The organism is Streptomyces sp. NPDC053426, from assembly GCF_055585405.1.
The window spans coordinates 296,810-323,259 of record NZ_JBVJKE010000008.1 but is presented as its reverse complement, the minus strand read 5'-3'; the positions used below and the strand labels follow the sequence as shown (position 1 = coordinate 323,259).

General features: G+C 72.6%; 23 protein-coding genes and 1 pseudogene. 12 read left to right on the top strand and 12 right to left on the bottom strand.

The annotated features are described in order from the left end of the window. Window positions 1-13: 13 nt before the first annotated feature. From ACZ62B_RS19080 to ACZ62B_RS19060, 5 genes and pseudogenes are all read left to right on the top strand, one after another. Window positions 14-1,312: a DUF6271 family protein gene (locus tag ACZ62B_RS19080; RefSeq protein WP_469691269.1), complete on the top strand. Its 1,299-nt coding sequence runs from the start codon at window positions 14-16 to the stop codon at window positions 1,310-1,312. Further along, window positions 1,309-2,481: pseudogene (locus tag ACZ62B_RS19075) on the top strand (type III PLP-dependent enzyme); the annotation flags it as partial. The gene ACZ62B_RS19080 and the pseudogene ACZ62B_RS19075, both read left to right, overlap by 4 nt. Then, window positions 2,476-3,015: a GNAT family N-acetyltransferase gene (locus ACZ62B_RS19070; protein ID WP_469691267.1), complete on the top strand. Its 540-nt coding sequence runs from the start codon at window positions 2,476-2,478 to the stop codon at window positions 3,013-3,015. The pseudogene ACZ62B_RS19075 and the gene ACZ62B_RS19070, both read left to right, overlap by 6 nt. Before the next feature lie 5 nt (window positions 3,016-3,020). Further along, window positions 3,021-4,247, top strand: coding sequence for an MFS transporter (locus ACZ62B_RS19065; RefSeq protein ID WP_344565531.1), 1,227 nt, complete (start codon window positions 3,021-3,023; stop codon window positions 4,245-4,247). 132 nt (window positions 4,248-4,379) lie between these two features. Further along, entirely contained in the window at window positions 4,380-5,555 is a 1,176-nt protein-coding gene (locus ACZ62B_RS19060) for a beta-1,3-glucanase family protein (protein ID WP_469691221.1), read from the top strand. A gap of 83 nt (window positions 5,556-5,638) precedes the next feature. On the opposite strand, the gene ACZ62B_RS19055 is transcribed toward ACZ62B_RS19060, so the two are convergent. The 6 genes from ACZ62B_RS19055 to ACZ62B_RS19030 form a co-directional block, all read right to left on the bottom strand. After that, window positions 5,639-6,139, bottom strand: coding sequence for a CAP domain-containing protein (locus ACZ62B_RS19055; protein ID WP_344565534.1), 501 nt, complete (start codon window positions 6,137-6,139; stop codon window positions 5,639-5,641). Window positions 6,140-6,151: 12 nt separating this feature from the next. After that, on the bottom strand, window positions 6,152-6,886 hold the full coding sequence (locus ACZ62B_RS19050) for a chitinase (RefSeq protein ID WP_344565536.1): 735 nt from the start codon (window positions 6,884-6,886) through the stop codon (window positions 6,152-6,154). A gap of 16 nt (window positions 6,887-6,902) precedes the next feature. Then, on the bottom strand, window positions 6,903-7,319 hold the full coding sequence (locus ACZ62B_RS19045; RefSeq protein WP_468721483.1) for a cysteine/serine endopeptidase inhibitor: 417 nt from the start codon (window positions 7,317-7,319) through the stop codon (window positions 6,903-6,905). Between the two features lie 95 nt (window positions 7,320-7,414). Beyond that, window positions 7,415-8,560: an ROK family protein gene (locus ACZ62B_RS19040; RefSeq protein WP_468886627.1), complete on the bottom strand. Its 1,146-nt coding sequence runs from the start codon at window positions 8,558-8,560 to the stop codon at window positions 7,415-7,417. A gap of 101 nt (window positions 8,561-8,661) precedes the next feature. Next, window positions 8,662-10,143 carry a sensor histidine kinase gene (locus ACZ62B_RS19035; protein WP_468880677.1) on the bottom strand — a complete coding sequence of 494 codons (1,482 nt, stop codon included), beginning with the start codon at window positions 10,141-10,143 and terminating at the stop codon, window positions 8,662-8,664. Next, entirely contained in the window at window positions 10,140-10,856 is a 717-nt protein-coding gene (locus ACZ62B_RS19030) for a response regulator transcription factor (protein WP_344565544.1), read from the bottom strand. Before ACZ62B_RS19030 ends, ACZ62B_RS19035 begins: the two co-directional genes overlap by 4 nt. Window positions 10,857-11,036: 180 nt before the next feature. Between ACZ62B_RS19030 and ACZ62B_RS19025 the strand changes: the two genes are divergently transcribed. Further along, window positions 11,037-11,660 carry a DUF6461 domain-containing protein gene (locus tag ACZ62B_RS19025; protein WP_344565546.1) on the top strand — a complete coding sequence of 208 codons (624 nt, stop codon included), beginning with the start codon at window positions 11,037-11,039 and terminating at the stop codon, window positions 11,658-11,660. 115 nt (window positions 11,661-11,775) lie between these two features. Here the strand turns inward: ACZ62B_RS19025 and ACZ62B_RS19020 are convergent, their stop codons facing one another. From ACZ62B_RS19020 to ACZ62B_RS19005, 4 genes are all read right to left on the bottom strand, one after another. Next, complete coding sequence (locus ACZ62B_RS19020; RefSeq protein ID WP_344565548.1) at window positions 11,776-13,194, bottom strand: Nramp family divalent metal transporter; 1,419 nt, start codon at window positions 13,192-13,194, stop codon at window positions 11,776-11,778. A 98-nt stretch (window positions 13,195-13,292) separates the two neighbouring features. Further along, complete coding sequence (locus ACZ62B_RS19015) at window positions 13,293-14,252, bottom strand: phosphoglycerate dehydrogenase (protein WP_468880682.1); 960 nt, start codon at window positions 14,250-14,252, stop codon at window positions 13,293-13,295. Continuing rightward, a complete protein-coding gene (locus ACZ62B_RS19010; protein ID WP_073930784.1) occupies window positions 14,249-15,028 on the bottom strand; it encodes an HpcH/HpaI aldolase family protein in 780 nt (259 codons plus the stop codon). Before ACZ62B_RS19010 ends, ACZ62B_RS19015 begins: the two co-directional genes overlap by 4 nt. A gap of 35 nt (window positions 15,029-15,063) precedes the next feature. Then, entirely contained in the window at window positions 15,064-16,101 is a 1,038-nt protein-coding gene (locus ACZ62B_RS19005; protein WP_344565554.1) for an aldo/keto reductase, read from the bottom strand. Window positions 16,102-16,255: 154 nt separating this feature from the next. Here ACZ62B_RS19005 and ACZ62B_RS19000 point away from each other — a divergent pair, with 154 nt between their 5' ends. From ACZ62B_RS19000 to ACZ62B_RS18990, 3 genes are read left to right on the top strand one after another with little or no spacing between them, the layout of a single operon-like run. Further along, window positions 16,256-17,794, top strand: a complete 1,539-nt coding sequence (locus ACZ62B_RS19000) for a four-carbon acid sugar kinase family protein (RefSeq protein WP_468880686.1) — start codon at window positions 16,256-16,258, stop codon at window positions 17,792-17,794. Beyond that, the gene (gene pdxA, locus ACZ62B_RS18995) at window positions 17,791-18,795 is read left to right on the top strand and encodes a 4-hydroxythreonine-4-phosphate dehydrogenase PdxA (RefSeq protein WP_344565560.1); all 1,005 of its coding nucleotides are present in this window, start codon (window positions 17,791-17,793) and stop codon (window positions 18,793-18,795) included. The genes ACZ62B_RS19000 and pdxA overlap by 4 nt, the downstream gene beginning before the upstream one ends. A gap of 25 nt (window positions 18,796-18,820) precedes the next feature. Further along, window positions 18,821-19,624 (top strand): DeoR/GlpR family DNA-binding transcription regulator, encoded by an 804-nt coding sequence (locus ACZ62B_RS18990; RefSeq protein WP_468880689.1) that lies wholly within the window; start codon window positions 18,821-18,823, stop codon window positions 19,622-19,624. A gap of 227 nt (window positions 19,625-19,851) precedes the next feature. Here the strand turns inward: ACZ62B_RS18990 and ACZ62B_RS18985 are convergent, their stop codons facing one another. Beyond that, window positions 19,852-20,529: a MerR family transcriptional regulator gene (locus ACZ62B_RS18985; protein ID WP_344565564.1), complete on the bottom strand. Its 678-nt coding sequence runs from the start codon at window positions 20,527-20,529 to the stop codon at window positions 19,852-19,854. Window positions 20,530-20,658: 129 nt separating this feature from the next. Here ACZ62B_RS18985 and ACZ62B_RS18980 point away from each other — a divergent pair, with 129 nt between their 5' ends. After that, a complete protein-coding gene (locus tag ACZ62B_RS18980; protein WP_468721494.1) occupies window positions 20,659-22,098 on the top strand; it encodes an MFS transporter in 1,440 nt (479 codons plus the stop codon). Window positions 22,099-22,127: 29 nt separating this feature from the next. Here the strand turns inward: ACZ62B_RS18980 and ACZ62B_RS18975 are convergent, their stop codons facing one another. Continuing rightward, the gene (locus ACZ62B_RS18975; protein WP_468880701.1) at window positions 22,128-23,420 is read right to left on the bottom strand and encodes a cellulase family glycosylhydrolase; all 1,293 of its coding nucleotides are present in this window, start codon (window positions 23,418-23,420) and stop codon (window positions 22,128-22,130) included. A gap of 392 nt (window positions 23,421-23,812) precedes the next feature. Here ACZ62B_RS18975 and manA point away from each other — a divergent pair, with 392 nt between their 5' ends. Next, window positions 23,813-25,015, top strand: coding sequence for a mannose-6-phosphate isomerase, class I (gene manA, locus ACZ62B_RS18970; RefSeq protein WP_468880704.1), 1,203 nt, complete (start codon window positions 23,813-23,815; stop codon window positions 25,013-25,015). A gap of 123 nt (window positions 25,016-25,138) precedes the next feature. Next, window positions 25,139-26,137, top strand: a complete 999-nt coding sequence (locus tag ACZ62B_RS18965) for an ROK family protein (RefSeq protein WP_469691265.1) — start codon at window positions 25,139-25,141, stop codon at window positions 26,135-26,137. The last annotated feature ends 313 nt before the right edge of the window (window positions 26,138-26,450 follow it).

Genomic DNA, 26,450 nt, shown 5'->3' with positions numbered 1-26,450 from the left:
CGAGGAAGCCGACATGCACCGGATATGCCTGAGCCTCCCCACCGACCGGGAGTGCTCCGCGACCATCACCGCCATGGGCGGGGAAGCCTCGTACGCCGCCCGGCACTTCGACGTCGAGGTGCACCTGCTGGTCCTCGACTCCTCCGACGCGCAGACCCGCGAAGCCCATGCCCGTACGATCGCCGCGCTCCCCGAGACCGCGGGCGTCGTCGTGCACCACCTCGACGAGTCCGCCCAGCGGGACTTCCTGCGGGGCGCCATCGACCGGGCCGCGCTCCCGGAGCCGGAGCGGATCCTCGGCCTCATGCTCCCGGACGCGCTCTCGTACGGCGCCTGCACCAACCGGGCGTTCCTGATCGCGGCGGCACTGGGCTGCCGGTCGCTGCACCGGCGCGACTCCGACTGCGATTACCAGGTCTTCGACGGCAAGCCCGTCCATCCGATCCACCACGAGCTGACCTCCCTGGGCAAGCGCGCCCGTGACGCCTTCGCCGGCGTGTCGGAGGTGACGCTCGACCCCGCGCTCGCCGACCGGCCCGTCTCCATGGTAGGCGCCTCCTTCATCGGGGAGCTCTCCGTCGACATCGGCGGGATCCGGGAGCTCGACAAGGAGGTGTACGACGAGGTCGTCGGCCTGTGGGCGCCCGGCCACTGGTCCGCCGAGCAGAAGCGGGAGCTGGTCGAGGAGTCCTTCAAGGGCGCCGGGACGCTGCCCTTCACGGGCGACCGCTCGACGCTGACGCTGGTCGACCCGATGCGCGTCGACATGTCCAACATCGCCTTCGACCGGGACGTGTACGAGCGGCTGCCGCTGCCGCCCGCCACCGCGACCATCGGCAGCGACTACTTCCTCATCCACGCCGTGTACGACGCCGCGCTGCCCGGTGTCCTGCACAACCGGCACATCGAGAACTACTACACCGGGGAGCGCCGCACCCACGCCGGCTTCCTGGCGTACCAGACACGGTTCGTGAAGTTCCTGCTGTCCATGCTGTACCTGCACCACGTCTACGAGCGGATGGCCGACGCGGGGGCCGCGCTGCTGGACGACGGCGGGCGGCTCGACCCGGCGCCGTTCGCCGCGTTCCTCACCGAGAGCGTGCGGCTGGACCGTACGGAGAACGAGCGGCGGCTGGACACGGTCGCGGCGGCGTACGGGCGACTGGGCGGGAAGTACGCCGAGTTCGCGCGCGGCATGACGGCCGACCGGGAGCGGCTGCTGGACGAGGCCGCGCTGGACACCGAGGACTTCGTGGTGCTGATCGGCGCCTGGGAGGCCCTCGTGCACGCGAGCCGGGGCGCGCTCCGGTGACCGCGGCCCTGCGCGCCGCCCTCGCGGCCGCCACCGAGGACGCGCTCGTCTACGACCTGGACGGGATCGCCGCCCGCTACGACGCGCTGACCGCGGAACTGCCCGGCGTGGACGTGCGGTTCGCGATGAAGGCGTGTCCCGTGGAGGAGGTCCTGGCCCATCTGGCCGGCCGGGGCGCCGGGTTCGACGCGGCGAGCCCCCGGGAGATCGTCCGGGCGCTGGCGACGGGCGTGCCCGCGCACCGGGTGCACCACGGCAACACCGTCAAGTCCGACCGGGACATCGCTCAGGCGTACCGGCTCGGTGTGCGGGACTTCGCCACGGACAGCGTGGAGGACGTGGCGGCGCTGGCCGAACACGCTCCGGGTGCCCGGGTGTTCTGCCGGCTGGCGACCAGCGGCGAGGGCGCGCTGTGGGGGCTGAGCCGGAAGTTCGGGTGCTCGGCGGACGACGCCGTACGGGTGCTGGCGGCGGCGCGGGACGCGGGTCTGGTCCCCGCCGGTCTTTCGGTGCACGTCGGGTCGCAGCAGATGACCGCCGAGGCGTGGCAGCAGGCGTTCGCGGCCCTCGCCGAGGTGCTCACGGCGCTGCACGGCCGCGGGATCGTGCCGGACCACGTCAACCTCGGCGGCGGTCTGCCGGCGCTCGGCTACGCCGACCGCCGGGGCGAACGGCTCGACCCCCCGCTGGACAAGATCTTCGCCGTGCTCCGCGAGGGCATGGAACGGCTGACGTCCCTCTCCCCCCGCCCCCTGGACTTCGTCATCGAGCCGGGACGCCATCTGGTGGCCGACCACGGAGCGGTCCGGGCCCATGTCTCCCGGCTGACGTCCCGCCGCGGGCCGGACGGGGAGCGGGAGCACTGGCTGTACCTGAGCTGCGGGAAGTTCAACGGCCTGTACGAGATGGACCAGGTGCGGTACCCGCTCGTCTTCCCGTCCCACCCGTCCCACCCGGACGGGGCCGACGCCGACCTGGTGCCGGTCGTGGTCGCGGGTCCCACCTGCGACAGTGACGACGCCTACGCCCACGAGCACCGGAGGGTGCGGGTGCCGAGGGCGGTCGCGTCGGGCGACCCGGTGTGGGTGCTGTCGGCGGGCGCGTACGCCGCCAGTTACACGACCGAGGGCTTCAACGGTTTCGGCCCGCTCCCCCGCGTCTGCGTGGGCGGTGACACCCCGGAGGTGCGCGTACGCGCGATCGCCGAGGACGACTGGCCGCGGATCGCCGCGCTGGAGGCCGAGGCGTACGCGCCGGCCTCGCTGTCCGAGGGCGTCGAGGCGCTCCGCTCCCGGGGCCTGGCCTCCCCGGAGACCTGCTTCGTCCTGGAGACCGGCGGCCGTGTCGCCGGCTACGTGCTCGCCCTGCCCTATCCGCGGCTGCGGTACCCGGACCTGACCCGGCCGGAGGAGCGGGCGTACGACTCCCGCAATCTGCATCTGCACGACCTCGTGATCGCGGACGATCTGCGCGGCAGGGGGCTGGGCGGCAGACTGCTGCGGCATCTCACGGCGGTCGCGCGGCGGTCGTCGTACGAACGGATCTCGCTGGTCGCCGTCGGCGGGACGGCGGGCTTCTGGGCCGGTCACGGCTACCGGCCCGAGCCGGGGGCCGAGCTCCCCGGGGGTTACGGCGACGGCGCCGTCTACATGTCCTGCCCGGTCCACTGCGGCCGCTCCGGCGGCCCGGAAGAGGGGTCCTGACGCCCATGCTGCCCACCCTCGGCGATTTCCGCCGCGACCAACTGGCGATCGCCGCCCTGTTCTCCTTCCTCGGCTTCCAGTACGCCACCTGGGCCTCCCGGCTGCCCGCCCTCAAGGACCGCTTCGACCTGAGCGGGACGGAGGTGGGTCTGCTGCTGATGGCCGCCGGGGTCGGGGCGGCGGTGTCCTTCCCGCTGGTCGCCCCGCTGATGCGGCGGCTGGGCGCCCGGCGGCTGGCGCTCTGGTCCGCGCTGGCCCTGGTGGCGGTGCTGCCCGTGCTGGCCGCGGTCGGCAGTTATCCGCTCGCCCTGCTGGTGATCCTCCTCGACGGCATGGCCGTCGGCGGTCTGAACGTCGCCATGAACGCGCAGGGCGCCGCCCTCGAATCCCACTACGGGCGGGCCGCGATGGCCCAGTTGCACGCGACGTTCAGCGGGGGCTCGCTCGGGGGCGCGCTGCTGGCCTCCGGGGTGAACACCGTGACGCACTCGGTGACCGCGCACTTCGCCGTGGCGGCGGTGCTGGGGGTGCTGCTGCTGGCGGGTTCCAGGCCCCGGGTGCTCACCGACGCGCCCGCTCCCCCGGCTCCCCCGGCCGAAGAACAGCCGGCCGAGGGCGGGAAGAAGGGTCTGCGGAGCCTGACGGGCGCCTCGCGCACGGCTCTCGTACTGGGCTGCGCCATGGTGTTCGGCACGGTCGTCGAGGGCGCCATGAACGACTGGTCGGCGCTCTACCTGACGGAGGAGACCGGCGCGTCGGGGCGGCTGGCGCCGCTGGGCATCGCCGTCGTCTCGGTGATGATGGTGGCGGCCCGTCTCCTGGGCGACGGCTGGCGCAACCGGTGGGGCGACGCGCGCATGGTGCGGGTGGGCAGCACGATGGCCGGCACCGGTCTCGCCCTCGCGCTGCTGGCCGGCGGCACCTGGCCCGCGCTCGTCGGCTTCGCCTGCGTCGGCCTGGGCATGGCGACGGTGACCCCCTGCCTCTACGTCGCCGCCGCCACGGAGGGACCGGGCGCCCTCGCCCTGGTCGCCGCCATGGGCACCACCGGTCTCCTGGCGGGCCCGGCCCTGATCGGTTTCGTCGCCGGCCACTCGGATCTGACGACCGGCATGGCGGTGGTCGCGGCGTCCGCCGTACTGGTGGCGGTGTGCTCACGCTGGGTCGACTGGACGGAGAAATCGGAAAAGACAATGCCGGCCGCAAGTCCGGAAAGGGAAGGAAGCGTTTAGAAGAACACGCCCGCACGGACGGGAGCCACGGAATCGTGCGGGAAAAAATGCGGGACAAATCGAAGTGCTCCTTGAATCGATGTACGGTCGCCATCGCCGGAAAGCATTCACCGATCCAAGGAGCAGCACGGTATGACGACACACGACCGGCCGCGCGAAATAGCGCGCCGTTCCCTTCTCGTGGCGGCGGGAGGGGCCGCCCTGGCCGGCCCTCTGCTTTCCGCCGCCACGCCGACGGCTCACGCGGCGGCCGGAGGGCTTCCGCTGACGATCGTGAACAACAGCGGGGATTTTAAGAATTCTTCGGTCCACGTGTACATCGTGGGGACCCGGAACGGCCGGCAGGTCAGGGTGGACCGGGCCGGAAAGGCCGTCCCGCTGGCCCTCGCGGACAACAGGGCGGGCGGTTTCACCGACTACGCGATCCCGCTCGCGGCGAAGGGGGAGACCCGTCTCTCCCTCCCCCGCATGTCGGGCCGGATCTACGTCTCCCTGGGCGGGAGGCTGAAGCTCAGGGTGGTCCGGGACGGCGACGGACGGCCCGCGCTGCAGACCCCGGCCGGCTGGGTCGCGTCGGACCCCAACTACCCGGTGCTGCACGACTGCGCGGAGTTCACGTACAACGCCGACGGGATGTTCTGCAACACGACCATGGTCGACATGTTCAGCGTCCCGATGAGCCTGCGACTGACCGGGCGCGGCCGGCACACCACCGGCGCGGTGCGCGAGGGAGGCCGGAAGGCCGTCTTCGCCGCCCTGCGGCGGCGCGAGGCGTTCGACCGTCTGGTGGTGAACGACCTGCGGGCCGTCGCCCCCGGACACGGCCTCGACGCGGGCCGCTTCCCGGGGGACTACTACGGCCCGTACATCGACCAGGTGTGGCAGCGCTACACGCGGCAGAACCTCACCGTCCGCACCGATGCGGGCACCTTCACCGGCCGGGTACGCGACGGGAAGCTGACCTTCCACGGTCCGGCCACGCTCACCTTCGACCGGCCCACCACCCGCGACATCCTCTTCTGCGACGGCAGCCTCTTCGCCCCCAACGACGGTCTGCGCGGCCCCGTGGCCGCGGCCCTCGGCGCCGGCTTCAACCGCTCCGTGCTCCTGCGCGCCGGCGCCCAGCCCACGACCGGCGCGGCGGCCTTCTACCGGACCCCCGTCACCAACCACTACGCGAAGGCGATCCACTCGGTGGTGAACAACGGCAAGGCGTACGGCTTCGCCTTCGACGACGTCGGTGACTTCGCCACGTACATCCAGGACAACGCGCCCCGGCGCCTGCGCCTGACGATCACGCCCTTCTGATCTCCCCGGACACACCACCGCCGCGTGCGGTGTGCCGATACGGCGGCACACCGCACGCGGCGGTCGGCGTCAGAGCCCGCGGATCAGAACTTCGCGCCGAAGTCCTGGGTCCAGTACGTCCCGTAGCGGGTGCCGGGCTTCTTCACATGGCCGACGCCCAGGTGCTCGAGCGAGCAGTTGAGGATGTTGGCCCGGTGGCCCGGGGACTTCATCCAGCTCTTGACCACGCCCGCGGCGGTCTTCTGGCCGGCGGCGACGTTCTCCGCGAGGGAGTTCCAGCCGGTGTAACCGGCGGCCCTGGCCCTGGTCACCATGGTGCTGCCGCCCGATCCGACGTGGCCGACGAAGTCGTGGCCCGCCATGTCCACGGAGTGCCGCTGTGCCGCCTTGGCGAGCGCGGCGTCGAACTTCAGCGCGGGACAGCCTGCCTTGGCCCGCTCGGCGTTCGTCAGCTTGAGCACGTTGGCCTTCAGCGCCTTGGGCGACGGTGCCGCCGCCGACGCCGGCGCGGCGGAGGCGGCGGACAGCGCGGTCGCCGCCGAGGCGACGGTCAGGACCGTGGCGAGGTACCGGGATATGGCCATGTCCGTGTTCCTTCAGCAGCTCTTGTTCGTGCCGGGCGCGACGCGGAGGATCCTGGCGAACCTGTCGTACAGGGCCACCCGGTGGCGCACCTGGTCCGGCCTCTCGCCGTCGCACTCGACGGCACCGTTGATGCTGCGGATGCTCTGGCCGAAGCCGGCCCCGCTGACCATGGCGTGGTGGCCGGTCATGGGGCCGGCGCCGGGGTTCCGCATCCAGAACCACAGGGCCGTCTTCCAGGCGACGACCGGGTTCTTCTGGACCAGCCCCGGGTTGCGCAGCAGGTCGATGCCGAGGGCGTCGCCCGCGGCCTTGTAGTTGAAGTTCCAGCTCAGCTGGATCGGGCCGCGGCCGTAGTACTTGGCCTTGCCGGCCGGGCAGCCGTAGGGCTGCTGCGTGTCGCAGTAGTGGTCCCAGTTGGCCTTGTCCTGCTCGACGATGTGCTTCAGCCCACCGGTCTCGTGGGAGACGTTGGCGAGGAAGGCGGCGGCCTCGCGGTTGCGGACGGCGGTGCTGCCGGTGTGGGCGAAGGCCGGGAACGACTTCATCGCCTTCGTCAGCGAGGCGTAGGTGTAGAACTTGTTGTGGTTCGGGAACATGCGGTTGAACTCGGCCTGGCTGACCACGAATCCGGCCTGTGCGGCAGGTGCGGCGGACGGGGCGGCGGACGCCGTGGTGGCCAGCGGTCCGGCCAGGGTCGTCAGCGTCAGTGCCGCGAGCAGCCCGGTGAATATGCGGGACTTGGACATCGGTCGAACTCCTTTGTTATCGGACGAACTTCCACTTGACGCCCTTGATGACGCCCTTGGAGGGAGCTGCCAGCTCCGCGAAAGCGGGCCGCCCGAGGTCGATGTGGTGGGGACCGCAGCCGGCGCACTTGTCCCGGACCGGTACGGTGATGGACTTTCCCTTGTAGGTGACGCGCACCTTGAGACGGCACAGCGGGTCCTTGTTCGGATTGGCGGCCGTCCACCATTTCGGGGAGACGGCGACGATCCGCTGGTTCGCCGCGTCGACCGGCTTACCGCAGGCGCCGGTTCCACGGTCCGTGTAGAACGTGGCTTTTCCCTGCCGCACCTTTCCGATGGGGGCCGCGGAGGCGGGACTTGCCTCCATGACACCCAGGAGGGCGGCGGCCAGGCCTATGGTGACGACACCTCTGACACGCCGATTCATGAGCATGCTGAGTCGTTCCTCTCTGAGGGCGGGCGGAATGCACACACCCGGACACCGGAAGTTTAGGAAGCCGCCGATTTTGTCGTCGAGGACCGTCAGAATTACGGAGCCGGATTAAATGCCGTGCGGCCGGATTTACTTGAGGCGGCGTCGGTGGGCCGCCGCAGCAGGAAGACGGCGCCGAGGGCGGCGGCGAAGTCGCCCAGTTCGGCGCGGCGGACGAGCAACGGCGGCTGTGAGCCGTACCGCACGACGTTCGTCCGCAGTTCCCGCCGTACCGGCTCCATGAGTGCCGGTACGGCGGTGGCGAGTTCACCGCCCACGACGACGGCGCCGGGTCCGAGCGCGTTCGCCAGACCGGCCAGCACCCGGCCGGCGTACGTGCCGGCCCGCCGTACCGCCGCGTGGGCGGCCGGTTCACCGGCGCGCAGCGCGGCCACCAGGTCCGGTACGTCCGCCGTGGCCCGGTAGGCGTTCAGTACGGCCGTGGTGGAGGCCACCGTCTGCAGACAGCCCCGGCCGCCGCAGGAGCAGGGGGCGCCCCCGGGCTCCACGGTGATGTGCCCGAACTCCCCCGACCGGCCGTGCGCGCCGTGGTGCAGCGCGCCGGCGCCGACCAGCCCGCCGCCGACCCGGTCGGACAGCTCCAGGTAGAGCACGTCCCGGTGTCCCTTGGCCGCGCCCCACACCGTCTCGGCCAGCGCCGCCAGCCGCGCGGCGCCGTCCAGCCGTACCCGGGTGCCGAAGGCGCGGCCGATCAGCGCCGTCAGGGTCCGCCGGCCGGCCGGGGCGGACGACGCGGCGGCCGGGTCGGTCACCGAGACCCCGACCCCGTCGAGCACGCCGGGGCGCAGCCGTCCGCCGGTCAGGGTGCCGGCCAGCCGGCGTGCGAGGGCGACGCGCTCCGGCCATGGGGCGTCGGGGGGACACGGCTCACCGGCGGTGCCGATGTCGTCGTGCGGCACCGCCATCGCGGCCACGCGGACGGTCCGCGGGCCGAAGTCGATGCCGAGGACGCGCCCGGCATCCGGGTTCAGCGCCAGCCGCTCCGCCGGGCGCCCGCGCCCGCGCGGGCCGGTGTCCGGCACCGTGGCGACCACCAGGCCGCGGTCCACGAGCCTGCTGACGACCTCGTACAGCGTGGTGCGTGACAGTCCGCACAGCTCCCCCAGTTCGCCCCTGGTCAGGGGGCCCGACTGGCGCAACGACCGCAGCACCTGGTCCGAGTGCGTGTGCACATCCGGCACTTCCGGCATCCCTCCCCGTAGCAGTCCGTGCCTGTTGCGAGGAGGAAGGTAGGGACCGATCTTGTGGAAACCTTGTGACCGGTCCGGCGGGCCCGCCGGGGTCAGTCGGCGGCGGTCAGCCAGTCGCGGCGGAGCAGCGGCAGGGTGTGCGTGACGTCCTGGACGCCGGTGACCGGCAGCCGCACCTCGAAGCGCGCCCCGGGTGCTCCGTCCGGGCGGTCCGTCACCGTGACCGCGCCCTGGTGGAGTGCGATCTGCTGGGCGACCAGGGTGAGGCCGAGGCCCGAACCGGGGCTGTCCGGGCTGCGGTGGAAGCGCCGGAACACCTCCTCGCGGAGCGCCGCCGGCACGCCGGGGCCGTGGTCGTCGACGGTGAGGACCGCCGCCGGTGCGCCGGCCTCCCGCTCGGCGCGCAGGCTCACCTCCACGTGGGCGTGCCCGTCCTGCGTACGGCCGTGGATCCAGGCGTTGACCAGCAGGTTGTCCACGGCCGAGCGCAGCCCTTCGGGCCAGGCGTGGACCAGCAGACCGCCGTCGGCCCGTACGGTCAGGTGTGCGCCGGGGCGGGTCCGGCGCAGGTCCGCGACCGAGGTCCGCACCACTTCCCCCAGGTCCAGCGGGGTGAAGGCGTCCACCTCGACCAGATCGCCCTGGGCGAGCGTGCGCAGCATCCCCAGCAGTCCGAGCAGCCGGGCCTGCTCGCGCGCCAGGTCGGCGAGCACCTCCTCGCGGTCGGCCCCGTCCAGGTCCGGGTACTCGGTGAGGACGTCGAGGTTGGTGCGCATGCTCGTCAGGGGGTTGCGCATCTCGTGGGAGGCCGCCGCGGCGAAGGACCGTGCCGTCTCCAGCGCCTCCCCGGCGCGCGCCGCCTGTTCGTCGTACCGGGCCAGTACGGTCCTGAGCGTGCCGGCGAGGTCGTCGACCTCGGTGACACCGCTCGGCGTGTGCTCCAGGCGGAGCACGGTGATCCGGGGGTCGAGTCCGCTCGCGCGGTGCTGGAGGCGGCGCAGCGGCAGGGTGGCGCGGCTCGCGATGAGCCAGGCGACGGCCCCGGTCACGGGGGCGGAGAGCAGGGCGACGGTCAGGGTCCGGTGCCGTATTCGCGACAGTTGTGCCCGGTAGGCGGTGTCCGGGGAGAACATCCACAGGTTGGGCCGGTCCGGGGGCGTGCCGTCCGGCGGGGTGACCACCCGCCGGGACATCACGAGCCAGGTGGTGCCGCCCGCGCCCTCGCCGTCCAGGGCGACCGGCTGTCTGGCCTCTGCGGGCAGGGACAGCGCCGGGTCGTGCCGCGGGCCGGCCTCGATGACGCCTTTCGGCCCGTACAGCCGGAAGCCGACGTCCGCCGACGAGGCGACGAGCCGGCGCCGGGCGTGCTTGGCGACGACGGGACGGCCGGCCGCGACGGCCCCCAGGTACACCTGGGCGTTGTGCGTGAGGGTGGTGGCCCGGGAGCGGAGTTGTGTCTCCTGCTCGGCGCGCAGGTCGTCGGCGAACCAGGCGAGCAGCAGGTAGTTGGTGGCGAGGACCAGCAGGGGCACGATCACGGCGGCGGACAGGGCGATACGGGTGGAGAGCCTCACGGTGTGGTGGTGGCCTCTCGGACGCCCTTGTCCACGCGCAGGACGAAACCGACGCCGCGCACGGTGTGCAGGATGCGGGGGTGTCCGTGCGCCTCCGTCTTGCGCCGCAGATAGCTGACGAAGGTGTCCACCGCGTCCGTGCGGACGTCGGCGTCGTACCCCCAGACGTGCTCCAGCAACCGGTCGCGGGTCAGGACGATGCCGGAGTTCCGGGCCAGTGTCTCCAGCAGGTGGAACTCGCGGGGCGTCAGACGCAGGGGCCGTCCGTCCAGCGACACCTCGCGGGTGGACGGTTCCAGGACCAGGCCGCCCACCTCGACGCGGTCCGTGGCGGCGGGCGGGCGCCGGCGCAGCAGGGCACGCAGGCGCAGCTTGAGTTCCTGGAGGGCGAACGGCTTGACCAGGTAGTCGTCGCCGCCGGCCTGCAACCCGGCGATCCTGTCCGCCACTTCGTCCAGCCCGGAGAGCATGAGCACCGGCACGTCGTCGCCGCTGTCGCGCAGGGCCCGGCACACCTCGATGCCGCTCAGCCCCGGCATGCGGACGTCGAGGACAACGATGTCCGGCCGCTGCCTCCGCAGCGCCTCCAGCGCGGTGTGTCCGTCGTCGGCCAGCGTGACCTCGAAACCCCCCAGCCGCAGCCCCCGTTCCAGCGAACGCCGTGTGCTCACGTCGTCGTCGGCCACGAGAACCCGTCCGGCCCTGCCGGCCATGCGGCACTCCCCCTCAACGGTCCGACACTCGCCCCCGGGCGCGATGTTACGCGTGGAGGGGGTGTGGCCACGGACGTTCACATCACCGCACCGTACACAGCCGAATTAATCCGGATTCCGAGCCCGTTCTTCCGGGTCGGGGAGGGCCGTGGTGGCTCCGCCGGATGACAGGATGCCCGCATGACCGGCAAACCCACCGCCGACGACTACCGGTGGATCGGCGAACAGTACGAGGACTGGGCGGTCGCGTACTGCGCCACGTACGTCCGGGGAATCACTCCCGGGGAACTCCTGCGGACCCTGGGCGCCGACGCGACGGAGCGGTTCACCGGCGTGGGCCGGCTGCGTGCGCTGACGAGGGCGCACGACCCGGACGACGCACGGTGCTTCGTCGGGGCCACCTCGCTCGGCGACTGGTCCGTGATGGTGGAGTACAACGGCTTCGTCGGGGTCACCGACAAGATCGTGACACCCCTGTCCCGGGGCCGCACGGTGGTCTCGCACTACAGCAACGAGAACGGGGCGCACCGCTTCTGCTGGTGGGTCGACGGCACGCTCCGGCTGGACTTCGACGCGCTCTTCGCCGACTGCCGCGAGGGCAGTCACCCGGACGCCCTCCTCGCCGACATGGCGGAATGCGGCTTCGACCTCTCCGACGAGGACGAGCGCGGCGTCCCTGGTTGGCACGACACCATCGATCCCTCCTTCGCCCTCGCCGAGCGGATCACGGGCATCCGCGTGACCCCGGAGCTGCTCACCTCCGCGCCGTACGTGTGCGGCCTCAGGGCGAATCCCTGGCCCTAGGGGGGACCCTCGCGCCCTGACACGGGAGGGCTCCCGCACGTGACGCTCGTGCGGGAGCCCTCCGGTGTCATTGCCGCTCATGCGCAACCGCGCCTGACGGCAGGGGGTTCGGCGGTCACTCCGGCACGGCTCCGAGCGTCTTCAGGACTCCGTAGACGCCGACGCAGAGGATCGCGGCGCTGCTGAGGACGAGGGCGGCGGTGAGCCAGGGGTTGCCGCGGAAGCGCTTCGGCACTCCGGTGTGGCGCAGGCGCCAGACGGCGACGACCACGGCGAGCAGGAAGATCCCGCCGCCGATGCCGCCGATCTGCACCATCAGCACCGGCGACTGCATCCAGAGGAAGAAGCAGGTCCACAGCAGCGGCAGGCACCAGGTGAGGACGCGGATGGTGCGGGTGCGGGCGCGGACGTCGCTCCAGTCGACGACGCCGAGCAGGCCGAGCGTGTTGGTCCACAGCCGGGGCACGGAGGCGGTGGAGCCGATGAGGGTGGAGAAGAGGACGGCGAACGCGCCGACGAGGAACAGGTACTCGGCCCAGGGACCCATGGTGTCGGTGTAGATCCGCGAGAGCGTGGTGATCATCTCGTTGCCCTCGGGCACCAGGCCCTGCGGGTGGAGCACGGCCGCGCCGATGACGTAGAAGGACAGGGTGCACAGCACGCAGACGGCGAGGCCGGTGAGGGCGTCCAGGCGCATCACCTTGATCCAGCCCTCGGCGCGGCGGGCGCGCTCCTCGCTGCCGTCGTCGGGCCCGGTCCAGCGGGCGTAGCCCTTCTCCAGGCACCAGTAGGTGTACGTGGTCATCTCGTCGGCGCCGACGCCGGTGATGCCGAAGACGGCGAGCGCGATGCCGACGGTGCCGGCCGGGATCTCGAAGCCGAAGCCGCTGCCCAGTTCGCTCGTGCCGTAGCCGAACTCGGTGCCGGGCAGGCCGACCGCGAGGCTGACGGTGACCAGGGTGAAGACGACGACGGAGACGAGACAGGCGCGTTCGACGAGGCTGTACTTGCCGGACTGCAGCAGCAGGACGGCGGCGACCGTGACGACGACGGCCCAGAGCGCCAGGGAGCCCCAGCTCAGTGGTTCGCCGATGACCGGCCACAGCACCGAACAGGCGGCCGCCGTACCGCCGATGATGCCTCCGCGCTGGAACATCTTGGCGAAGTCCATGCCGATCCAGAGCCAGTTGATCCAGCTCAGCCGGCCGACGCGGGGGCCGACCTCGCGGTAACCCTCCAGTGCGGTACGCCCGTTGAGGATGGTCCACTGGGCCAGTTCCATCTGGACCCAGACCTTGACCGCGGTCGAGACGATCACCAGCCACAGCAGCGCGAATCCGGCCTCGGCGCCGAGCGCGGTGGTGGTGATCAGCTCTCCGGAGCCGACCACGGCGGCCGACAGCACGAAGCCGGGGCCGAGATGGCGGATCCGGTCACGGAAGGCGGTGGGTGCCGGGCGGGCGTCCTCGGGGCGCAGGGCGTACGGATCGGCCTGCGCGTGCTCCGCCGCTGGGGCGGTGGCGGTGGTCGGCATGGCGGTGTTCCTTTGCTGTTTCCGGCGCCGTCGCCGGAGCGGAAGGCAAACAGGGCGGGTAAGGGCATGGGGGGTGACGTGGCGGGTCGGCGGCGGGGTCAGCCGGCCGCGTGGCGCGGGGGTTCGCCGGCGAGGACACGGAGTACGTCCTCGGCGACCATCAGGCCCATCGCGCGGTTGGCCTCCGGGGTGCAGGCGGCCATGTGGGAGGTGAGGGTGAGCCGGGGCGCCGTGCGCAGGACGTGGCCGGCCGGGAGGGGTTCGACGGCGAAGGCGTCGAGCGCGGCGGCGGCCAGGTGCCCGGAGTGCAGGGCGGCGGCGAGCGCGGTGTCGTCGACGAGGCCGCCGCGGGCGGCGTTGACGAGGATCGCGCCGGGTTTCATGGCGGCCAGCCGGGCGGTGTCCAGGAGCGGCGCTCCGGCGGGCGGGAGGTGCAGGGTGACGACGTCGGCGCGGGCGAGGAGCGCGTCGAGGGTGACGGGTTCGGCGTCCGCCGCGGTCACCGCGTCGTCGGGGACGTACGGGTCGTGGGCGAGGACGCTCATCCCGAAGGCGCGCGCGTAACCGGCGACGAGCCGCCCGATGCGTCCGAAGCCGACGACGCCGATGGTCCTGCCGTGCAGTTCCGGGCCGAAGAGCTTGGGCCAGCCGCCCTCGGTGACGGCGGTGTGGGAGGCGCTGATCCGGCGGGCGGCGTCGAGGACGAGGCCGAAGGTGTACTCGGCGACGGCCCGGGAGTTGGAGCCGGGCGCGCAGACGACGGGGATGCCGCGGTCGCGGGCGGCGGCGACGTCGATGGTGTCGGTGCCGACGCCGTGCTTGGCGATGACCCTCAGCCGCGGGGCGGCGTCCATGACCTCGGCGGTGACCGGGTCCATGCCGGCGACGAGCGCGTCGGCGCCGGATATCCGGGCGAGCAGTTCGTCGTACGGCAGGGCGCGGTCGTCGTACGGGCGGACCGGGCCCGCGCCGCCGTCGGCGAGGAGGGTCCAGGGGTCGGGCGAGTGGCGGGCGAAGGTGGGCGTGGTGATGAGGGTGGTGCGGGTGGATGTGCTCATGCCCGGCTGCCCTTCCGCGCCGCGTCCAGGTGGGTGGCGGCGATCTGCTGGAGGTGGACCACGTCGGCGGCGACGGACGCGAAGGTGAAGCCCTCGTCGAGCCGGCGGGCGGCGCTCGCGCCGTCGCCGTTGTGGATGCCGGCGGCGATGCCGGCGGCCTCGGCGGCCTTGCGGATCCGGGTGAGGGCCTGCTCGAACCCGTCGGCGACGCCGGGGTCCGTGGAGGTCCGGCCGCCGATGGCCAGGCGCAGGTCGGAGGGGCCGACGTAGATGCCGTCGAGTCCGGGGGTGGCGCAGATCTCCTCGACGTTGGCGAGTCCGTCGGCGGTCTCGATCATGGCGAGGACGGCGGTCTGCTCGTGGGTGTCGGCCGGGTCGGGGCCGATGCGCAGCTGGGCGCGCATGGGGCCGTAGGAGCGGCGGCCGTGCGGCGGGTAGCGCACGGCGGCGACCGCGTCGGCGGCGTCCCGCGCGGTGTCGACGAGCGGCACGATGACGGCGGCGGCGCCCGCGTCGAGCGCGCGGCCGATGTACGTCGGGTCGTTGGCCTCGACGCGGACCATGCCGACGGCGGTGGAGCCGCGGGTGTCGGTGGCGATGAGGTTGTTCAGCAGGCCCTGGTAACCGAAGAGGCCGTGCTGGGCGTCGAAGGCCAGGTAGTCGTAACCGAGCCGGGCGAGACGCTCGGCGGCGACGGGCGAGTCGAGCAGCGACCAGTAGCCGATGAGGGGGCGGCGGTCGCGCAGGGCGGCGGTGAAGTGCGCGGCGGTGGTCATGGGAGGTCTCCGGGCTGGTGGGGCGGCGGCGGTGGTCAGCGGTTGTAGGCGGGCATCGGGCCGCGCAGCGCGGAGCCGACGGCGTCGCAGGCGGCGGTCACGTCCTCGGGCAGCGGGCCGGCCTGGGCGGCGGCGATGTTGGCCCGCAGGTGTTCCGGCCGGGAGCCGCCGAGCAGGAGGGCGTCGGTGGAGGGGCGGTCCAGCAGCCAGCGCAGGGCGAGTTCGGTGAGCGGGAGGCCGGCCCCGTCGGCGATCGCGGTGAGCTGTGCGACGGCGGCGAAGAGGTCCTCGTTCCAGTAGCGCTCCCGGTACATCGCGGCGAGTTTGGAGTCGCCGAAGCGGCCGGTGGCGGGGTCGGCCTCGAAGCGGTGCCGGCCGGTGAGGAGGCCGCCGCCGAGCGGGTTGTAGACCATGGTGCGCAGACCGCTCACCGCCGCGTACTCGACGTACTCCTCCTCGATCCGGCGGGCGAGGAGGTTGTGCAGCTGCTGCGCGACGACCGGGCGCGGGGCGCCGACCTCGTCGGCGGTGCGGGTCAGCTCGGCGATCTGCCAGGCGGCGAAGTTGGACACGCCGAGCGCGCGGATCTTCCCCTCCGCGACGAACTCGGCCACGGTCGCGAGGGTCTCCGCGAGTGGCGTACGGCGGTCCGGCTGGTGCAGGTAGAAGAGGTCGACGTGGTCGGTGCCGAGCCTCTCGAGGCTGCCGTCGAGGGCGGCCCGCAGGCCGGCCGGGGAGAGCGGGGCGTGCTCTCCCTGGTCGGGGTGCGGGATGCCGGCCTTGGTGGCGAGCACGATCCGGTCCCGGCGTCCGGGCAGCAGGCCGGCGAGGATCCGCTCGCTCTCGCCGCCCGCGTAGCCGTTGGCCGTGTCCACGCCGGTGAGGCCGGCGTCGAGCGCGGTGTCCAGCATGGCGGCGGCGCCCGCGCGGTCGACGGTGTCGCCGAACGTCATGGTGCCCAGGACCAGGCGGGAGAGCGGTACGGGGACGGGCGGGAGCTCGATTCCCCGTGGGCCTTCCTGCGCGCTTCCCTGTGGGCTTCCGTGCGGGCCGGGGCGGGTGCCGGTGCTCACGAGCGGTTCCTTCCGGTGCGGGACGGTGGCTTCTCGGTGGGTGAACGCTCGCATGACTGCGCGTTATGCGCAAGAGTCTCGCGCGAATCGCGCAAGCTATGCCATCATCAGGGCACTGCGACACCGAGTCACCGAGTTCTTGGAGGAGGTCCGCGTGTGCCGTGGGGACGACACCGCGGTCGTCGCGCTCGCCGACGACCTGTCGGGGGCGGCGGAGGCCGCCGCGCTGCTGCGGCTGCCTGCGCGGCTCGTGCTGCACGCCGACGACCTGGGAGTATCCGGTGCCGACGGGGAGGTCGTGGTGGTGGACCTCGACTCGCGGTACCTGGACGACGAGGCGGCGGCCGATGCCGTACGGGCCGCGGTGGGCGCGGTGGGGACGGCGGCGGCGGGGCGGGCACCGGCCGGTGTCCGCGCGGACACGGACGCGGACGACACGGCGTCACGCGCGTTTCGCGCAACCAATTCCCGCAAGCCGTACGGCAGTCCGCTCTGGTTCAAGAAGTGCGACTCGCTGCTGCGCGGGCCGGTCGGCGCGGAGGCCGCCGCCTTCGCGGAAGGGGCCGAGGTCCTGGTGATCGCGACGGCCCTGCCCGCCGCACGGCGCGTGGTGCGCGGCGGCGTGGTGCTGGTCGACGGGGTACCGCTGCACGAGTGCGCCGCCTGGCGCGCGGAGGAGCGTGCCGCGCCGCGGTCCTCCGCCGAGGCGCTGGCGCCGCTGCCGACCGCGGACGTACCGCTGGAGACCGTACGGCAGGGCCCCATCGCGCTGGCCGGCCGCTTCCGGGAGCTGGCGGCCCATGGACGGCACCCGGTCTGCGACGCGGAGACCGACACCGACCTGACGGTGATCGCCACCGCGGCGGCACTCCTCGGCCCGGGCGCCCGGCTCCTGGGCAGCGGCGGCCTGGCGGCGGCCCTCGGCCGCCGGCTCGCCGCGCGGCGCGCGCACGGGTCGTCGGCGGGAGCCGGACCCACGGCCGCTCGGCCGAGGGCGACCGAACCGTTCGCGGCGCGGCCGACCGGACCGACGGCGGCTTCGGTGTCGGCAGCGCCGTCGGGGGACGCCGAGCCGGTGTCACGCCCGTCGACGGCAGGGGCTGCGCCGGCCCGATCCGTGACGCCGTCAACGGCGGCCACCCCGACGGTCCCGGCCGAGGCTTCCGTCCGGGTGGCTGTCGAGGGCGGGGGGTCGGCGGGAGCCGAGGGCGTCGCGCGGCCCCTGCTCGTCGTCGCCGGGAGCGCGGAGCCCGTGGTGGCCGAGCAGATCGGGCGGCTGGTCGCAGCCGGGGCCCGGCATCTGCCGCTGTCGCCCGGGGAGTTGGCCGGGGTGGAGGGCGTCGTGCTGCCCGAACTCGCCACCGGCACGGTGACCGTACTGTCCGTCGACGGGTCCGGCGGTGTCCGGCCCGGTGCGGCACGCGCGGTCGTGGCCGGACTGGCGCGGGCCGTCTCCACGGTGCCGGGACGTCCGGACCTCGTCCTGACCGGCGGCGAGACGGCCCGACGGGTGCTCGACTCGCTCGGCATCACGACGCTCCGGCCCGTCGGCGAGATCCACCACGGTGCCGTGCACTGCAGGACCATCGACGGCCGGTCGGTCGTCACCCGCCCCGGGAGCTTCGGCGGCCCGGACTCGTTCGTCCGTATCGCGGCGGCACTCCGCCCCTCTCAGCAAGGAGTCACCCAGTGAACGCGCAGCAGCCCCTCCCTCTCATCGGTGTCACCATGGGCGACGGAGCCGGTATCGGGCCCGAGGTGATCGTGCCCGCGGTGCTGGACGCCGCGACGCTGGGCCGGTGCCGGCCGGTGGTGATCGGGGACGCCGCCCGGCTGCGGGAAGCGGCCCGGATCCTCGGCACCGAGTGCGAGATCGTGACCGTACCGACGCCGGCGGCGGCCGAGTCCGCACCGGGCCGGATCAACGTCGTGGACCTGGGGCTGCTCCCCGCCGACCTGCCCTGGGGCGCCCTCTCCGCCGAGGCCGGCCACGCCGCGTACGAGTACGTCAAGCGGGCCGCGGAACTGGCCCTCACCGGCGAGATCGACGGCATCTGCACCGCCCCCCTCAACAAGGAGGCGCTGCACGCCGCCGGGCACGTCTACCCCGGACACACCGAACTGCTCGCCCACTTCACCGGGGTGGAGGAGGTGTCGATGATGCTCTCCACCGAGAAGGTGAAGGTCATCCACGTCACCACCCACATCGGCCTCATCGACGCCGTCAACCGGATCGAGCCCGGCCTGGTCGAACGGACCGTGCGCCGCGGCCACGAGGCCATGGTCCGGGCGGGGGTGGCCGCGCCCGTCATCGGCGTCTGCGGCATCAACCCGCACGCCGGCGAGAACGGCCTGTTCGGCTACGGCGAGGAGGAGGAGAAGATCGTCCCCGCGCTGGAGAAGGTGCGCCGCGACGGCATCGACGCGCGCGGCCCGCTGCCCGCCGACACCGCGTTCTTCCTGGCCTCGCGGGGCGACTACGACCTCATCGTGGCGATGTACCACGACCAGGGTCACGGCCCGGTCAAGGTGCTCGGCATCGAGGCGGGCGTCAACCTCACCGTCGGTCTCCCGGTGATCCGCACCTCCGTCGACCACGGCACGGCCTTCGACATCGCCGGTTCGGGGAAGGCCGAGGCCGGTAGCATGATCGAGGCGCTGCGGCAGGCCGCCGAGATGTCCACCGCCCGCTGAACCCACGTATCACGAAGGACACTTGATGCCGCCCAACGGATCCCAGGCTCGGCGCGAGGAGATCCTGCGACTCGCCACCACCACCGGCCTGGCCAGTGTCGAGGAGCTGTCCCGGCACTTCGGCGTGACCGCCTCCACCATCCGCCGCGACCTCGCCCGGCTCACCGCCGACGGCCGGCTGGCCCGCACGTACGGCGGGGCGATGGCGCTGAACGCGCACCCGGAGGCGTCACTGCGCCAGCGCACCACGGAGGCGTACGCGCAGAAGCGGGCCATCGCCCGGTGGGCGGCGGCCCAGATCCAGCCCGGCGAGACCGTGCTGCTGGACGCCGGGTCGACGGTCGGGGCGCTGGCGCACGAGCTGCGTACGGCGCAGGATCTCACGGTCGCCACGACCGGTCTGACGGCGCTGCACGAGCTGGCGGACGTCGAGTCCGTTCATGTGGAGTGTCTGGGCGGGACGTTGCGGCCGCTCAGCCAGGCGTTCGTCGGGCCGCTGACGGAGGCGGCGCTGGAGCGGATGACGTTCGACCGGGTCTTCCTGTCCGCGGACGGGGTGACGGCGGACGGGGGGATCTGCGAGGCGGATCTGCGACAGACGCGGCTGAAGGAGCTGATGGCCCGGCGGGCCGCCCGGACGTATGTGCTGGCGCACGCGGCGAAGTTGGGGCGGGCGCCGTTCCACGCGTGGGCCACGTTGCCGGCCGGCTGGACGCTGGTCACGGACACGTCGGCGACGGACGCCGACGTCGCGGCGTTCACGGAGCGCGGTACGCGGGTGGTGCTGGCGGAGGTGCTGGAGGAGCCGGCACCTCCGCAAGAGGGCTGAGCGGCCGTACCGGGCGCTCTGTGCCGGTGTGGGGCGGGGGGAGTTCGCTCGGCCCGGCGTTCGCGGGGTTCCGTCGCGCCCACCCGTGCCGCCCTGGGCGCACCTCCCAGGCACTTGAGGCACTGGGGGAGGCACGACTGCCCGCGGTGGACTCGGCGGGCGGCGGCCCGGCGGGGCTCCTCAGCCGGCGGAGGCCAGGCGCCGGCCACGGTCCCGCCCGGCCTCCGTCACTCCTCCTCCCCCTCCTCCTCCGGGCCCCCGCCGAACAGGCGGGCCGACTTGTCCTCCTGGGCGAGGCGGCGCATGGCCAGCAGGGCCGGTTCCAGGAGGACCGAGACCAGCACCGCGCGTTCGGCCAGCTCCAGCACGCCGGACACGCCGTTCATCTGCTGGACGTCCAGCTCCGAGATACGGTCCGCCAGCCGCGCGTAGGGCAGCAGGGACCGCCAGTCGATGCCCGAGTCCATGTCCGACAGGGCGTCCAGGACCTCACCGAGGCTCCGTAGGGCGGCGGTGCCGGAGTGCACCTCCCAGCCCATCGCGGCGACCAGTTCGCGCGCGTCGGTGACGCCGCCCGTCTCCTCGCCCGCCTCCTGCCTCTCCCGCTCCCGCGCCTGTTTCTGCTGCTGGGTGACGGGGCGGGCGTCGGTCACGATGCCGAAGATCTGGTGCAGATCGCCGTCCTGCTCCGTGATGGCACCCAGGATCTCCTTCACCGCCCCCACCGGCAGCCGCCGTACGCCGACCAGTGTGCGGACGAGACGGAGGCGGCGCAGGTGTTCCTCGCCGTAGTCGGCCTGGTTGGCGGCCGTCGCCCGGCCCGGGGGCAGCAGACCGTCCCGTAGGTAGTACTTGATCGTGGGGATGGACACGCCGCTGCGGCGGCTGAGTTCAGAGATCTTCACAGGGCCTCACTTACTCATTCTCACTCGCTCTTATTCATGGGACAACAGATAACGGATAACGGATCGCGCTACTATCCATCACGAGGCGGGCCGGCCGGCGCGCCCTTCCCGCACGATGGGGGCATTGTCATGAGCACTCTCAAAAAGCCGTTATGGTCGGTCATCCTCGCATGCAGTCTGCCGATGTTCATGGTCGCGCTCGACAACCTGGTGGTGACGACCGCGCTGCGGACCATGGCCGTCGACCTCGACGCGTCCACCGAGGACCTGCAGTGGTTCGTCAACGCCTATGTCCTCAGCTTCGCCTGCCTGTTGCTGACCGGGGCGGCGCTGGGTGACCGGTTCGGCCGGCGCCGGGTCTTCGTGACCGGCATCGCGCTGTTCACCCTGGCCTCGATCGGCTGCGGCCTCGCGGACAGCAGCGGGCAGCTCATCCTCATGCGGGCACTGCAGGGTATCGGCGCCTCGGCCGTGATGCCGCTGTCGCTGACGCTGCTCGCGGAGGAGGTGCCGGAGAAGAAGCGCGGCCTGGCCCTCGGGCTGTGGTCCGCGGTCAGCGGTACGGCCGTGGCGTTCGGGCCCGTGGTGGGCGGTGCGGTGGTCGACGGCCTGGACTGGCAGTGGATCTTCTGGATCAACGTCCCGGTGTGCCTGGTGGCGGTCCCGCTGGTGCTGTCCGTGCTCCGGGAGAGCTCCCTGACCGGCACCCGGCTCGACCTGCCCGGCATGCTCCTCGCCACGGCGGGACTCCTCGCGACCGTCTGGGCGATCGTGAACGGCGAGGAGGAGGGCTGGAGTTCGGGCCTCGTCCTGTCGGCGTTCACCGGCGGAGCCGTCCTGCTGACCCTGTTCGCGCTGTGGGAGCGCCGGGCGGCCCAGCCGCTGCTTCCGCTCTCCTTCTACCGCGAGCGGGCCTTCGTCCTCTCCAACCTGGTCTCCGCGAGCATGTACTTCGGTGTCTTCGGGTCGATCTTCCTGCTGGCGCAGTTCTTCCAGGTCGCGCCCGTCCGCACCCCGCTGGAGGCCGGTGTGCTCACGCTGGCCTGGACCCTGATGCCGATGTTCGTCGCGCCGGTCGCCGGTGCCCTGACCGACCGGGTGGGCGGCGGACGGCTGATGGCCCTCGGCCTCTTCCTCCAGGCGGCCGGACTGGCCTGGATCAACCTGGTGGCCACGTCGGACACCCCGTACGCGCGCATGGCCGGCGCCATGGTCGTCGCGGGCGTCGGCATGGGCCTCGTCTTCGCGCCGACGGCGGCGGTGGTGCTGGGCGCGGTCGGGCCGCGGCACCGCGGGAAGGCGTCCGGCGCCAACAGCACCGTCCGCGAGATCGGCGGCGCCCTCGGCACCGCCATCCTGAGCAGCGTCTTCATGCGCTACGGCGACGACCGCACCGCGCAGGGTTTCGTGGACGGCATGCGCCCCGGCATCTGGATCGGCGTCGCCGTGGTCCTGGCGGGCGCCCTGTGCGCCCTCGCCATCCCCCGCCCCGACGCCACCGCCCCGGCGGCTCCCGCGTCCGAGGACCACGAAGAACCCGACCGGGCCTCCAGCCCGGCGACCCGCTGAATGCCGCCACGGATCTCAGTAGCCGTCTCTCAGTAGTCGGCGGAGCTGCCGCGGACGACGCAGGAGCGGCTGTTCTCCCAGCCCCAGCCGTCGCCATCGGGGTCGGAGGAGCCGCCGTTCACGCAGTACGGGTAGCCGTTCGGAGCCGTGCCCGCGGAGCCGGTGTCCGCCGCGCTGCCGCGGACGACGCAGGACTGGCTGTTCTCCCAGCCCCAGCCGTCGCCGTCCGGGTCGGAGGAGCCGCCGTTCACGCAGTACGGGTAGCCGTTCGGAGCCGTACCCCCGTCGCTGCCCCCGTCGTCCCCGCCGCCGTAAATGGTGGCCCGCTCGGAGGTGGCCGCGATGCCGTTGCTGCCGTTGAAGAAGCGGTTGCCCCAGTTGGTGAGGGAGTCGGCGTCGAAGCCGTTGACCATGTCGAGGTACTCGACGCCGCTGCCGTTGCCGCTCCAGGACCAGCCCATGTAGCCGACGCCCAGGGACTCCGCGGTCGCCATGATCGCGTCCTCGTCCGGGTTGCCGTCGCTGTGCTGGTCGCCGAACTCGCCCACGACGATGGGCAGTCCGTTGTCGACGAAGTGGTTCAGGTAGCCCTGGACCTCGGCGGCGGTGTCGTAGACGCCGTACATGTGGATCGAGAAGATGGTGTTGCGGTCGGGGTCGGAGGCGAAGACCGAGGCCGCGTTGTCCCGCATGGTGTGGGACCAGTCCTGGCCCCAGTTGGGGGCGTCGACCATCAGGGCGTGGTCGATGCCGGCGCCGCGGAGCTTGCCGATGGCCGCCTTGGTGGCGTCGGTCCAGGCGGTGTAACCGGTGTTGCCGAACGGCTCGTTGCCGATGTTGACGACGACGTAGTCCTCCTGGCCCTGCAGCGCGCTCTTCACGCCGATCCAGTAGTCGGCCGCCTGGTCCAGGGTCGCCGCGGCGCCGTCCTCGCCGTAGCCGGTGGTGTCGTGCACCTCCAGGACGCAGATGACCTCGTTCGCCTTGCACTGGTCGATGATCGTGGAGACCTGGGACGCGGTCGTCTCGGTCCAGCGGTCGCCGCTGCCGAGAACGACGCGGACGGTGTTGGCACCCTTGTCCGCGATGTCGGCGATGGAGGTGGTCTGCTCCGGGTACCAGGTGTAGGCGTGGTTGACGCCGCGCATCACGAACTCGTTGCCGTTCGACTCGTACACGCGTCCGTTGTCGACGCGGAGGCCGGTGGGTGCGGCCTGCGCGTCGCCGACGGAGGGGCCCAGGACCGAGACCAGCAGGCCGACGGCGGCGGCGAACGCCGTACCCGCGACGGTGCGCAGCAGGCGTCTGGGTTGCTTTGCCATGTTGCTCCTCAAGTGGGGTTGGGACACGACGACACCTTCCGTCTGAAGCCGCCCGACTCTCTGACAACGTTGTCTGGTCAAGGAGTCGGTCCCGTACGGCAGTTGACGGGGGTGACGGCGGCACCGGCGTCGTGGTGCGGGCCACTGACCGGCCGCCGTTCCCTATGAGAGCACCCAATGTTTCGGTCATGTCAATAGAGGCGTCAACGTTTTCGGTGCCGATACGCGCCACGATGGCGCGATTTACTAAACCGGTCACTAAACTTTGGATACTTTCGCGACGGCTATTGCACAGCAGGTTCCCGCCCCCTATGTTCCTGCCGGACTGAATCCGCGGATCGAAGGCTCACAACTTTTGCTATACCGGTTTACTTACGGATATCGTTCGGCCCGTGGATCTCATCCGACCGATCATCAAGCCGTATGCCTGGGGCTCGCGCGAGGCGCTGGCCAGGCTCCAAGGACGGAGCGTTCCCTCGGCCGGGCCCGAGGCGGAGCTGTGGATGGGTGCCCATCCCGCCGGGCCCGCGGGACTGACCCGGGACGGCCGCGCGACGACCCTGCACGAGGTGGTCGCGGCAGCCCCGGAACGCGAACTCGGCGGCGAGTGCGCCCGCCGGTTCGGCGGACGGCTGCCCTTCCTGCTGAAGGTGCTGGCCGCCGAACAGCCGCTGTCCATCCAGGTGCACCCCGACCGTGAGCAGGCCCGGACGGCGTTCGCCGCGCAACTCGCCGCCGGCACCGGGCCCGGGACGTACGCGGACGACTGGCCGAAGCCGGAACTGCTCTACGCGCTGACCCGCTTCGAGGTCCTCGCCGGTTTCCGTGAACGCGACGAGGCGGTGGCCGTGTTCGACGGGCTCGGCCTGGCGGACGTACGCCCGGTCACCGACGTTCTGCGCACCGGTGACGGCGCCACGGCGCCGACCGAGGCCCTGCGGACCGTGCTCGAGACCGGGCACGGCGACTCCGGGCTGGTGGCGGCCGTCGTGACGGCGTGCGAACGGCGGGCGCTGGTCCCCGGCCCGTACGCGGCCGCGTACGACGCGGTGGTCCGGATGGCCGGGCACCATCCAGGCGATCCCGGCCTCGTCGCCTCCCTGCTCATGCGGCACCGGGTGCTGGAGCCGGGGACCGCGCTGTTCATGCCGGCCGGCGGACTGCACGCCTACCTGAAGGGCGTCGGCGTGGAACTCATGGCCGCCTCCGACAACGTGCTGCGCGCGGGGCTCACCACGAAGGAGGTGAACATCCCCGAACTGCTGCGCGTCACCGATCCCTCGGTGCGTGTGCCGGTGGTGCGGCCGAGCGGTGTTCCCGGCTCGCGCACGCGGGCGTACGCCTGCCCGGTGGAGGAGTTCGCCCTGTACCGGTCCGAACTGGGCGGCCCACCGGAGCCCGTCGTGCCGTCGTCGGGTCCCCGCGTCGCGCTGTGCGTGGACGGTTCGGCGCTGCTGCGCGGGCCGGGAGGTGACGAGCTGTCACTGGGACCGGGCGAGTCGTGCTTCCTGTCCGACTCCGATCGGGACGTCACGGCACAGGGCGACGGAACGCTGTTCGTGGCCGGCACCGGAGCCGGTGCCGGCCACCGGTAGCCGGCTTCTCGCGCCACGGCCTGCACGGACGGGCCCGCAGGAGGGGAAGCACGGCGCGGACTCACTTGGAAACAAAGGAAGACAACGTTGTCCATCATCACTCCCGACCGGGCCGCACCTCAGGTGGGCCGCGCCCCGACATCGACCGGAAGGAAGAGCTCACAGGTGTACGCCGCGCTGGACATCGGAGGCACGAAGATCGCGGGAGCCCTGATCGACGAGGAGGGATCCGTCGTCCGGCGCGCCGAACTGCCCACACCCGCACGCGAGTCGACCTCCCGGATGGCGAGGACGGTCGACGCGGTCATCGACGAGTTGGCCGCAGACCCGGCCTGGGGCACGGTGTCCGGTCTGGGCATCGCCAGCGCCGGGCCCGTCGACACGGCGGCGGGCACCGTCAGTCCCGTGAACATACCGAGTTGGCGGGCGTTTCCGCTGGTGGACAGCGTACGCGCGCATCCGATGCTGTTCGACGGCATCGAGCCGGTGCTGCTGGGCGACGCCGTGGCGGTGGCGGCCGCCGAGCACTGGCGGGGCGCCGCGAGGGGGGTGGACAACGCCCTGTGCATGGTCGTCTCGACCGGGGTGGGCGGGGGGTTCGTCCTGAACGGCCGCCTCCACCCCGGCCCGTCCGGCAACGCCGGGCACATCGGTCACATCTCCGTCGACCTGGACGGGCCGCCCTGTGCGTGTGGGGGGCGGGGTTGTGTCGAGGGGTACGCCAGCGGCACGGCGATCGCCCGCCACGCCGTGCGGGCGGGCTGGACGCCGCCGGCCGGCGCGGAGGCGACGGCCGCCGCCGTGGCCGTCGCGGCGCGTGCGGGGGACGAACGCGCTCTGGCCGCCTACGACCGGTCGGCCAAGGCGCTGGCCGCCGCGATCGCCGGCAGTGCGACGCTGCTGGAGGTCGAGGTGGCAGTGATCGGCGGGGGTGTCGCTCAGGCCGGTGACGTCCTGTTCACTCCGCTGCGCCGTCATCTGAGGGCCTTCGCGGTCCTCGGCTTCACCCGCGGGCTGGAGGTCCGGCCCGCCGCACTGGCACGGGACGCCGGGCTCGTCGGAGCCGCCGCCGCGGCACGCCGTCAGGCCCGCGCGTCCGGTACCCCGACCGTCACCCGCTGAGGAGGAACAGGGGCTCCGGTATCTCCGGCTGCGGTGATCGCTTCGCACGGAAGTGATGCCTTCGCCCGGGAAGAGGCGGCTGGAGTGGGTCTCGTCCGGTCCGGGCCGACTCCAGGAAACAGCGCCTTGCGGCTGAGCCGAGCGGGGACGACGGGCCCCGCTCGCGGGCGTCCCCGCGCGTGACGAAGCGCCTGCCGGCGCCCGTGACCCCGGCGGGATTCGAACGGCTGCCGTCGGCTCGGCATACGCGCACACCCACGGCAGTGCCGTATGCCCACGCGGCACGACGGTATCCACGCCGGAGCGCCGTCGT